This is a genomic window from Komagataeibacter kakiaceti JCM 25156, from assembly GCF_000613305.1.
The window spans coordinates 1-10037 of record NZ_BAIO01000054.1 but is presented as its reverse complement, the minus strand read 5'-3'; the positions used below and the strand labels follow the sequence as shown (position 1 = coordinate 10037).

Annotated in this window: 9 protein-coding genes and 3 pseudogenes; 3 read left to right on the top strand and 9 right to left on the bottom strand. The window is 63.9% G+C overall.

From position 1 onward, the window contains the following. Positions 1-98 precede the first annotated feature (98 nt). The 3 genes from JCM25156_RS05595 to JCM25156_RS05585 all read right to left on the bottom strand — a co-directional run bounded on the left by JCM25156_RS05595 (position 99) and on the right by JCM25156_RS05585 (position 2131). Entirely contained in the window at positions 99-446 is a 348-nt protein-coding gene (locus tag JCM25156_RS05595; protein ID WP_025812417.1) for a zinc ribbon domain-containing protein YjdM, read from the bottom strand. 133 nt (positions 447-579) lie between these two features. Further along, positions 580-1176 carry a CarD family transcriptional regulator gene (locus tag JCM25156_RS05590; protein WP_025812416.1) on the bottom strand — a complete coding sequence of 199 codons (597 nt, stop codon included), beginning with the start codon at positions 1174-1176 and terminating at the stop codon, positions 580-582. Between the two features lie 73 nt (positions 1177-1249). Continuing rightward, positions 1250-2131: a bestrophin family protein gene (locus JCM25156_RS05585; RefSeq protein WP_025812415.1), complete on the bottom strand. Its 882-nt coding sequence runs from the start codon at positions 2129-2131 to the stop codon at positions 1250-1252. A gap of 256 nt (positions 2132-2387) precedes the next feature. Here JCM25156_RS05585 and JCM25156_RS05580 point away from each other — a divergent pair, with 256 nt between their 5' ends. Both JCM25156_RS05580 and fghA read left to right on the top strand, forming a co-directional pair. Beyond that, the gene (locus JCM25156_RS05580; RefSeq protein ID WP_025812414.1) at positions 2388-3503 is read left to right on the top strand and encodes an S-(hydroxymethyl)glutathione dehydrogenase/class III alcohol dehydrogenase; all 1116 of its coding nucleotides are present in this window, start codon (positions 2388-2390) and stop codon (positions 3501-3503) included. A 10-nt stretch (positions 3504-3513) separates the two neighbouring features. Continuing rightward, positions 3514-4368 carry an S-formylglutathione hydrolase gene (gene fghA / locus JCM25156_RS05575; RefSeq protein ID WP_025812413.1) on the top strand — a complete coding sequence of 285 codons (855 nt, stop codon included), beginning with the start codon at positions 3514-3516 and terminating at the stop codon, positions 4366-4368. Positions 4369-4386: 18 nt separating this feature from the next. Here fghA and JCM25156_RS05570 read toward each other — a convergent pair whose 3' ends face one another. From JCM25156_RS05570 to JCM25156_RS21825, 6 genes and pseudogenes are all read right to left on the bottom strand, one after another. Next, positions 4387-4806, bottom strand: a complete 420-nt coding sequence (locus JCM25156_RS05570) for a secondary thiamine-phosphate synthase enzyme YjbQ (RefSeq protein WP_025812412.1) — start codon at positions 4804-4806, stop codon at positions 4387-4389. 17 nt (positions 4807-4823) lie between these two features. Next, a pseudogene (gene trpS, locus JCM25156_RS21835) lies at positions 4824-5818 on the bottom strand (tryptophan--tRNA ligase). A gap of 147 nt (positions 5819-5965) precedes the next feature. Further along, positions 5966-6462, bottom strand: a pseudogene (locus JCM25156_RS21830) (FKBP-type peptidyl-prolyl cis-trans isomerase). Positions 6463-6509: 47 nt separating this feature from the next. Further along, the gene (locus JCM25156_RS05555) at positions 6510-7739 is read right to left on the bottom strand and encodes an argininosuccinate synthase (RefSeq protein WP_025812411.1); all 1230 of its coding nucleotides are present in this window, start codon (positions 7737-7739) and stop codon (positions 6510-6512) included. Positions 7740-7854: 115 nt separating this feature from the next. After that, entirely contained in the window at positions 7855-9096 is a 1242-nt protein-coding gene (gene rlmN / locus JCM25156_RS05550; protein WP_025812410.1) for a 23S rRNA (adenine(2503)-C(2))-methyltransferase RlmN, read from the bottom strand. A 105-nt stretch (positions 9097-9201) separates the two neighbouring features. Next, positions 9202-9865 (bottom strand): annotated as a pseudogene (locus JCM25156_RS21825) (TlyA family RNA methyltransferase). On the opposite strand from JCM25156_RS21825, the gene JCM25156_RS30825 reads away from it, so the two are divergent. Next, positions 9770-10037: hypothetical protein (locus JCM25156_RS30825; protein WP_242402498.1), on the top strand; the 268-nt coding region annotated here is incomplete at its 3' end. The pseudogene JCM25156_RS21825 and the gene JCM25156_RS30825 overlap by 96 nt on opposite strands.

The following is a 10037-nucleotide window of genomic DNA, read 5'->3' as shown; positions in this document are numbered from 1 at the left end:
TGCGGGTGGGGCGATCATGCTGGTGGTGCGTCCCCCGCGCCCCGCCCGGGCGGAGTAGGCGGAAACACGGGGGGGGGGCGTTACAGAGGGGCCGTCCGTCAGGATTTTCTGACGAATTCCGATTTCAGGTTCATCGCGCCGATCCCGTTGATCTTGCAGGCGATGTCATGGCCATCGCCGCCATCGGCCAGGCGGATGTTCTTCACCTTCGTCCCGCCCTTGACGACCAGCGACGATCCCTTGACCTTGAGATCCTTGATGACGGTTACCGTATCGCCATCGGCCAGTACGTTGCCGTTGGCGTCCCGCACCGCGTCATCGCCCGGTGTGGGGGCGCCGTCGGCCTGCGGGTTCCATTCATGGCCGCATTCGGGGCAGACCCACAGGCTGCCATCGGGGTAGACATGCGCGCAGCCGCAGGTGGGGCATTTCAGGTCAGCGTCCATTTGTGTCCTCTTGTGTCGGGTCGCGTGCGGGCACGCCGGGGCCGTCCCTTCGGGCGCGGCCATGCCCATAGTAAAACCGCCGGCACAGGGCCGGCGGGCGGGTAGGGGGTTGATGGGGGGCCGGAAGGCGGGTTCAGGCCGCCTTCATGACCTCGGTCAGTTTTTCGAGCACTTCCGTCGGCTCCTTGCCTTCCAGCACGGCCACTTCCGCCACGAAGCGTTCCTGCGCGGCTTCGAACAGCTTGCGTTCACTGAAGCTGCCGTCCAGGCTGTCGACATTGCGGCGCAGGTCGCGCAGGACTTCGGCGATCTGGACCAGATCACCGGAATTGATCTTTTCCTGATACGCCACCGCGCGCCGCGCCCACATGCCACGGCTGACATGGGGCTTGCCCTTGATGATGGCCATGGCCTTGTCCACGATCTCACGCGAGACGATCTTGCGCAGGCCCGACTTGCGCGCCTTGGACAGGGGGATGCGCAGCGTCATCTGGTTGCCGGGAAAGGAGATCTGGATCATTTCCAGCTTGGTTCCGGCAATTTCATCAACGCCGATCCGGTCAACACGTCCGACCCCGTGCGCCGCGTAGACGATGGCATCGCCCTCACGGAATGGATCCTCGTCTTTTACGGCCCTGCTGGACTTCGCTTCGGCGGCCGTGGTCGCCGCGGCCGTCCGGGCCATTGCATCGGTCACAGTGCCCTTCTGGGTAGTTCTGAACATGCTCATGGGGGGTGTATAGCATAAATTCCCCCTTCTGTCTTGATCCCTTCCCGCCGGATCGGGCACTGTCATCCATTAATCATATATCAGCCTGCACGCCCCGTACGGGGGCCAGCGGCGCGGGGGCGGGCAGGCCGCAGGACTGGAGCAGGTCGATCTCGATATTGCGGGAAATCGTCAGCATGGGCATGCCATGGGGCGTCATGCTGAAGGGATCCTGAAGGTCGTTGCCGATTTTGTCCAGCGCGACAAACAGCAGCCCCACCAGCGATGACCCCAGCGGCGTGATCCACCCCAGCGTCTGCACCATGGAAAGTGGCAGGATGATGCAGAAGACCACGGCCACCACCTTCGGCAGGACGGAGAACTGGATGGCCAGCGGCGTGTTGCGGATGCGCTCCAGCCCGCCCTGCGCGTTGCTCATGTCCGACAGGATGCGGTCGATCTGCCCCTGCAGTGCGCCGTCGATTCCCAGCCTGCGGGATTCGGCATCCACCCGCAGCCCGATCTGGAACAGGATCGCGGCGGGAATGTTCGCCCGGCCTTCGATGCCCGGCTGCATGGATTGCGGCAGCAGGCGCATGATGTCCTCGGTCGCGTCCACCCGCGCCAGCGCCCCGCGCAGCGCATAGGGATAGGCCGCCATGGCCCGGGCCAGGTCGGGGCAGCCGCACAGGATCGTACCCGCCTGCCGGGCGAAGGAGCGGCTGTTATTGGTCACCGCCCCCCACAGGGTCCGTCCTTCCCACCAGCGGTTGTAGGCGCTGTTGTTGCGAAAGCTCATGAACAGCACCAGCGCCGACCCGATCAGGGAGACGGGCAGGGTGGGCTGTTCCATCCAGTCCTGATGGAAGATCTGGAACATGACCACCACGACCACATCCCACGCGCATAAAAGCACCAGCGAAAGCAGGCTTTCACGTATCAGGATCCACAAACCAATTCTGCGATCAATGACCATATGGGGTTTCCGGCAAAGATGTTGGATGGAGGCGGGGTCGCCACAACTGGACCCTTGCGTCACATATCATATCATATCCGCGCCGGCCTGCGGGGGCGTGCGCGCGGGACGGCATGATTTGTCATCGAATTGTCATCGAACCGGCGCATGGGCGGGTCGGGGACGGGTGGCATTGACGGCATGCCTTTCGATGCCCTTAATCGTAACGAAACGGGATGGTCCATGGACCCATGATGAATTTAAGGAAAAACCGGTTATGGACGTAAGGGCAGCCGTGGCTTTTGAAGCCGGCAAACCGCTTGAGATCGAGACGGTGCAGTTGGAAGGCCCCCGGGAGGGGGAAGTTCTGGTTGAAATCAAGGCCACCGGCCTGTGCCATACCGACAAGTTCACCCTGTCCGGCGCGGACCCGGAGGGGCTGTTCCCCGCCATCCTGGGCCATGAGGGGGCTGGCGTGGTCAGGGAGGTCGGACCCGGCGTGCGCCACCTGCGCCCCGGCGACCACGTGATCCCGCTCTACACGCCGGAATGTCGGGAGTGCAAATCCTGCCTGTCGCGCAAGACCAACCTGTGCACGGCCATCCGTGGCACGCAGGGCAGGGGGGTCATGCCCGACGGCACGTCGCGATTCTCGTTCAGGGGGCAGCCGATCCATCACTACATGGGCTGCTCCACGTTCGCGAACTATACGGTCCTGCCTGAAATCGCGCTGGCGAAGATCCGGCCCGACGCCCCGTTTGACAAGGTGTTCTACATCGGCTGCGGCGTCACCACCGGAATCGGCGCGGTGCTGTTCACCGCCAAGGTGGAGGCGGGCAGCACGGTGGCGGTGTTCGGGCTGGGCGGTATCGGGCTGAATGTCATCCAGGGCGCGAAGATGGTGGGGGCTGACCGCATCATCGGCATCGACATCAACCCCGAGCGCGAGGCCATTGCCCGCAAATTCGGCCTGACCGATTTCATCAACCCCAAGGACCTCGGCCCCGATGGCGATCTGGTCGGCCATATCGTGGAACTGACCGGCGGGGGCGTGGACTACTCCTTCGAATGCGTGGGCAATCCCACGCTGATGCGTCAGGCGCTGGAATGCGCCCATCGTGGCTGGGGGGTCTCCACCATTATCGGGGTGGCTGGCGCGGGGCAGGAAATCAGCACGCGCCCCTTCCAGCTCGTGACCGGGCGGCGGTGGATCGGATCGGCCTTCGGGGGCGCGCGGGGACGTACCGACGTGCCGAAAATCGTGGACTGGTTCATGGAAAACCGCATCGACATCGACAGCCTGATTACGCACAAACTGCCGCTTGAGCGCATCAACGAAGGCTTTGACATGATGGCGAAGGGTGAGAGCATCCGCACCGTTGTCGAGTTCTGAGCGCATGAACATGACAGCCATCACGATGCGTGAGGAACATGCAAGCTGCGGCGGGCGGGTCGGCTTTTACAGCCACCCCTCCACCACTCTGGGGCTGGAGGCGCGCTTTGGCGTGTTCCTGCCCGAACGCGCGCTGGCGGGGGAGAAGGTGCCGGTGCTGTTCGTGCTGGCGGGCCTGACCTGCACGGAGGAGACATTCCTCATCAAATCCAACGCCGTGCGCTTCGCGGCCGAGCATGGCCTGGCGCTGGTCGCGCCCGATACCTCACCCCGTGGCGCGGGCGCGCCGGGGGAGGACGAGACGTATGATCTGGGCACCGGAGCCGGTTTCTACCTCGACGCCACGCGCGAACCATGGCGCGCGCATTACCGCATGGGCAGCTATATCGGCCACGAACTGCCGGAACTGATCCGGACCAGCTTCGCGGTTGATGACACGCGGCGGGGCATAATGGGCCATTCCATGGGCGGGCATGGGGCGCTGGTGCATGCGCTGCGCGCCCCGCGGGCATGGAAATCGGTCTCGGCCTTCGCGCCCATTTGCCACCCCGCCATCGTGCCATGGGGGGAGAAGGCGTTTACCGCCTATCTGGGGCCAGACCGCGCCGCATGGGCGCGTGAGGACGCGACATGCCTGCTTGAGGCGGGTCACACCCACCCCACGGAAATCCTGATCGATCAGGGCGAGGCGGATCAGTTCCTGCACGATCAGCTCCGCCCCGAACCGTTCAGGGACGCGGCGGCGCAGGCGGGTCAGAAACTGGCGCTGCGTCTGCATGCCGGATACGATCATTCCTACTGGTTCATCCAGTCATTCATCGCTGACCATATCGCGCACCATGCCGCCATCCTGAATGGCGGCTGACCTGCTCGTGGCGCGGGATCACGTACCGATCAGGTGCAGCACGATCTCGCGCCGGTGGGGGCGGCGGCGGTGTTCGAACAGGTAAAGCCCCTGCCACGTGCCCAGCACGGGCCGACCATCCGCCACGGGTATGGAAAGCTGCACGTTGGTCAGCATGGCGCGCAGGTGGGCGGGCATGTCGTCCGGGCCTTCGTCGTCATGGATGTAGCGCCCGCTCTCCTCGGGCACGAGGGTCTCGAAATAGCGTTCGATATCCTCCCGCACCGTGGGGTCGGCATTTTCCTGCACCGTAAGCGAGGCGGAGGTATGGCGGCACCATAGGGTCAGCAGCCCGGTTTCAATCCCGCTCTGTCGTACCCAGCCCAGAACCGCCCGGTCGATGGAGACCAGACCCCGGCCATGGGTCGCGACCTGAAGGCTGTGCAGTTCCTGGCGCATGGCGCCGCCTTTCATGCTTATTTCAGGAAGCCCACCAGCGTTTCCGCTTCCGATACGATGGGTTCGGCAATGGCGCTGGCGCGTCGTGCGCCCGCGCGCAGCGTGTCACACAGGAATCCGGGTTCCTTCAGCAGGCGTTCCGTTTCCGATGCGATGGGGCAGATCGCATTGACCACCACTTCGGTCAGCGCCGTCTTGAACGGCCCGAAACCCTGACCACCAAAACGGGTCAGCACATCCGCCACGCTCTCACCGGACAGGGTGGCGTAGATGGTGACAAGATTGCGGGCCTCGGGGCGGTTTTCAAGTCCTGCTTCCTCGGAGGGCAGGGGCTCGGAATCGCTCTTGGCGCGCTTGATCTTGAGCGCGATGGCGTCGGCATCGTCCGTCATCTCGATCCGGCTCTGGGCGGAAGGATCGGATTTGGACATTTTCTTGCTGCCATCGCGCAGGCTCATCACGCGCGCGCCTGCGGCGGGATCAGGGGCTGGACCTGCGGGAAGAATTCGGTCCCGTAGTCATGGTTGAATTTCTGGGCGATGTCGTTGGTCAGTTCAAGATGCTGCTTCTGGTCATCACCCACCGGTACGGCGGTGGCCTTGTATGCCAGAATGTCGGCCGCCATCAGGTCGGGATAGACGTATAGCCCGGCGGAATGTTTCTCCCGGTCCTTGCCCGCCTTGTCCTTGAACTGGGTCATGCGGTTGAGCCACCCGATGCGCGCGACACAGTTGAAAATCCACCCCAGCCGCGCATGCGCGCTGACGGCGGACTGGTTGAACAGGATGTTGCGTTCCGCATCGATGCCCGACGCCAGAAGGACGGCGGTCTGCGCCAGTGTCTGCTGGCGCAGGGCCTGGGGTTCCTGCCATGTGGTGATGGCGTGCATGTCCACCAGGCAGAAAATACATTCATGATCGCGCTGTAGGGCCACCCAGTTGCGTATCGCACCCAGATAATTGCCAAGCTGCGGGATACCGGTCGGCTGAATGCCGGAAAATAGGCGTTGCATGAAAAGCGTTTTCCGTTTTTTTGCCCCTGCTGGTCAAGATGGGGCCGCTCGGGCTGGCAATAAGTTGTGGCGCCATGGCCGGGGTCTTCCGCCATCCCCCATATTAAAAAAGCCATTCACCCGTGGGATGAATGGCTTTTGAAACGCCTAGTGGCCGGAGTGGGAGACACCCAGAAGCTGGATCTTGAAAATAAGCGGGCTGTCGGGCTGGATGATGCCCATGGATTTATGCCCGTAACCCAGTTCCGGTGGCACGTACAGCATCCACGTATCCCCGACATGCATCATGGGCACGGCTTCCTGCCAGCCCTTGATCACCATTTCCAGCGGCATCTGCATATACGCGCCATGGCCGTGCTGGTCGGAACTGTCGAAGATGCCGCCATCGGGCAGCCGCCCTTCGTAAATGACCATGACACTGTCGTTGATGGTCGGCTGCGCCGCGTCTTTCGGCCCGGATTTCAGGACCTTGTACGCCAGCCCGTCCGGCAGGGTCTTCACGCCGGGCTGCTTGCGCACGTTGTCCATGAACTGCGCGGGGGTCAGCTCCGGCTGATCATCCTGTTTCGCGCCGCCGCATGCCGCCAGCGGCACGGCACGGAGGCAGCGAGAAGAAGGGGAATGACACGCGAAAAACGTTTCATGACACCTCGGCCAGAAGTTGGAGAAGATGGAGGAAGGAACGGAAAGATCAGAGCGCGCCACCACGGCGGCCGATCTTCGCGCCCAGTCGCAGGCGCAGCGCGTTGAGACGGATGAAGCCCTGCGCGTCGGCCTGGTTGTACGCGCCTTCATCATCCTCGAACGTGACGACACGGGTATCATACAGGCTGTTGGGGCTTTCGCGGCCCACGCAGATCACATTGCCCTTGTACAGCTTGAGCCGCACCCGGCCCGAGACCGAATGCTGGCTCTGGTCGATCAGCGCCTGCAGCATCCGCCGCTCGGGGGAGAACCACAGCCCGTTATAGATGATCTCGGCATAACGCGGCATCAGGCTGTCCTTGAGGTGCATGGCCTCGCGGTCGAGCGTGATGCTCTCGATGCTGCGGTGCGCGGTCAGCAGGATCGTGCCGCCCGGCGTTTCGTAGATGCCGCGTGACTTCATGCCCACGAAGCGGTTTTCCACCAGGTCAAGACGACCGATGCCGTTGTCACGGCCCAGATCGTTCAGGCGCGCCAGCAGGGTCGCGGGCGACATGGCGACGCCATTGATCGCAACCGGATCGCCGGACACGAAGTCAATGGTGATTTCGGTGGCCTTGTCCGGTGCCGCTTCGGGGGAGATGGTGCGCTGGAACACGATCTCGTCGGGGCCGACCGCCGGGTCTTCCAGCAGCTTCCCTTCGGAGGAGGAATGCAGCAGGTTCGCATCGACCGAGAACGGCGCTTCGCCGCGCTTGTCCTTCGCGATGGGAATCTGGTGTTCCTCGGCAAAGGCGAGCAGGCGCGTGCGCGATGTCAGATCCCATTCCCGCCACGGCGCGATGACGGTGATGTCGGGCTTGAGCGCATAATAGGCCAGTTCGAAACGGACCTGGTCATTACCCTTGCCGGTGGCGCCATGGGCCACGGCGTCGGCGCCGACCTGTTCGGCAATCTCGATCTGGCGCTGGGCGATCAGCGGGCGGGCGATGGACGTGCCCAGCAGGTACTGCCCCTCATACAGCGCGTTGGCGCGGAACATGGGGAAGACGAAGTCCTTGACGAAGGTCTCGCGCAGGTCCTCGACAAAGATTTCCTTCACGCCAAACATTTCGGCCTTGCGGCGGGCGGGTTCCAGTTCCTCGCCCTGGCCAAGGTCGGCCGTAAAGGTTACGACCTCGCAGTTATAGGTGGTCTGCAACCAGCGCAGAATCACGGAAGTATCAAGACCGCCCGAATACGCGAGCACGACCTTCCTGACATCCTTGGCGGCCATGGGGAGAACTCTCCTGTCGACAGAACTTTTGACAATAATTTGCCGGCAAGCCGGCGGCATGTCCTCCTAGCATCCCGTGGCGCGCGCGACCAGAAGTGAAGGGCGGATTTTTACGTCATTCCACCGTATCGGTGGGCGCGTCCTCACGCGCGTTGCGGCGCAGGCGCTGGCTTTCGGTGCGCAGTTGCCCGCACGCCGCCAGAATGTCGCGCCCGCGCGGCATGCGGATGGGGGAGGCGAAACCCGCGTCCATCACGATTTTCGCGAACCGCTCAAGCTGCTCGCGCGTGGAGGGGCGGTAGCTGCTGCCCGGCCACGGGTTGAACGGGATCAGGTTGACCTTGGCCGGAATGCCCGAAATCAGGCGCACCAGTTCGCGGGCATCGGCCTCGCTGTCATTGATGCCGCGCAGCATGATGTATTCGAACGTGATGCGGCGCGCATTGCTGGCGGCGGGGTAACGGCGGCAGGCGGCGATGACCTCCCGAATGGGGTATTTGCGGTTGAGCGGCACGATCTCATCACGCAGGTCGTCGCGCACGGCATGCAGGGAAACGGCCAGATTGATGCCCAGCTCCGCGCCGCACTGGTCCATCATCGGCACCACGCCGGAAGTGGACAGCGTGATGCGCCGGCGCGAAAGCCCGATCCCCTCGCCATCCATGATGATGCGCATGGCCTTGGCCACGTTGTCGTAATTGTACAGCGGCTCCCCCATGCCCATCAGCACGATGGTGGACAGCAGGCGCGGGGTTTCCCCCTTCGGGCTGGGCCATTCGCCATAGCTGTCGCGCGCGGCCATGAACTGGCCCACGATCTCGGCAGCGCCCAGGTTGCGCACCAGCGCCTGCGTGCCAGTGTGGCAGAAGGTGCATGACAGCGTGCAGCCCACCTGCGAGGATATGCACACCGCGCCCCGGTCTTCCTGCCGGTCGGGAATGTACACGGTCTCGGCTTCCTGCCCGTCGCGGAAGCGGAACAGGAACTTGCGCGTGGAATCCTGCGATGTCTGCTCCGTTACTACGCCGGGGCGGCCGACGATGAAGCGTTCGGCCAGCTTTTCCTGCAACGGGCGGGCGATGGAACTCATGCGCGAAAAATCGGTCACGCCCTGATGGTAGATCCAGTGCCACAACTGCTTGGTGCGGAATGGTTTTTCACCAATCTCCACCATGATGTCCGTCAGTTCCTCCCGCGACAGGCCCACAAGGTCGCGACGGCCATCGGGCAGGGCGGCGGTGGGCGGGGCGAACTGCGCGGATTTCGCACGGATGCGCGTGCGTTCCTCATCATTCAGGAGCGCGGCCGCCGTCCCGTCGCGTGGTGGTGAAGGCGGTAATGCGGGGGCTGCGGACATCGCGGTGCTGCCTATGTTTTTCATGTCATTTCGGGGGGAGGGGATGCGTCTCTCCCCATGTTTCCGCCTGTGTATCACAACCCCGATGGCGGATGCGACCGCCGATCAGCCTTCCTTACGCGCCGCGATCAGGAATTCCCGGTTGCCTTCCGGCCCGGTGATGGGGCTGGGGTCGATGCCCAGCACGCTCCAGCCCGGCAGGGCCGACCACCATTCGTGGATCATGTGGCACACGGCTTCATGTACCGCCGGGTCGCGTACCACGCCCTTGGCCCCCACGGCGTCGCGTCCGGCCTCGAACTGCGGCTTGATCAGTGCGATGGCCCACGCGCCCGGCACGCACAGTTCCAGCCCCGCGGGCAGCACCGTACGCAGCCCGATGAAGCTGGCGTCACAGACCAGCGCCTGTATGGGGTCGGGAATGAGGGTGGCGTCCAGCGCGCGGGCGTTGCATTTTTCCAGCACGACAACCTGTTCGGTATTGCTGCGCAGTTTCCATGCGAGCTGCCCGTGGCCGACATCCACGGCATAGACCTGGCCGCGCCTTCATGCAGCAGCACATCGGTAAAGCCGCCGGTCGAGGCCCCGACATCAAGCAGGTCAGCCCCGCGGGCGACAGGCCAAAATGTTCCAGCCCATGCGCCAGCTTGATCCCGCCGCGTGATACCCATGGATGGTCCTGCCCCTTGAGGGTCAGGGGCGTATCCTCGGGTATCTGTTCACCGGCCTTGGCGATGCGCCGGTCGGGCGTATGGACCAGCCCGGCCATGATGAGCGCCTGCGCCCGGGTGCGGGTTTCCACCAGCCCCCGGTCCACCAGCATCTGATCGACGCGACGTTTTGCCATGCGCGGTGCCTGTCTTCCCGAACGGAGCGGTGCGTCAGGCCATCTGCCGCGAATGCGGTACGCCAAGGGCGGACAGCGCGGTGGCGACAATGGC

Excerpts from the sequence above, each read along its gene's own strand:
- JCM25156_RS05595 (WP_025812417.1), bottom strand. The coding sequence starts at position 446 with ATGGACGCTGACCTGAAATGCCCCACCTGCGGCTGCGCGCATGTCTAC.
- JCM25156_RS05590 (WP_025812416.1), bottom strand. The coding sequence starts at position 1,176 with ATGAGCATGTTCAGAACTACCCAGAAGGGCACTGTGACCGATGCAATG.
- JCM25156_RS05580 (WP_025812414.1), top strand. The coding sequence starts at position 2,388 with ATGGACGTAAGGGCAGCCGTGGCTTTTGAAGCCGGCAAACCGCTTGAG.
- fghA (WP_025812413.1), top strand. The coding sequence starts at position 3,514 with ATGACAGCCATCACGATGCGTGAGGAACATGCAAGCTGCGGCGGGCGG.
- JCM25156_RS05570 (WP_025812412.1), bottom strand. The coding sequence starts at position 4,806 with ATGCGCCAGGAACTGCACAGCCTTCAGGTCGCGACCCATGGCCGGGGT.
- JCM25156_RS05585 (WP_025812415.1), bottom strand. The coding sequence starts at position 2,131 with ATGGTCATTGATCGCAGAATTGGTTTGTGGATCCTGATACGTGAAAGC.
- JCM25156_RS05555 (WP_025812411.1), bottom strand. The coding sequence starts at position 7,739 with ATGGCCGCCAAGGATGTCAGGAAGGTCGTGCTCGCGTATTCGGGCGGT.
- rlmN (WP_025812410.1), bottom strand. The coding sequence starts at position 9,096 with ATGTCCGCAGCCCCCGCATTACCGCCTTCACCACCACGCGACGGGACG.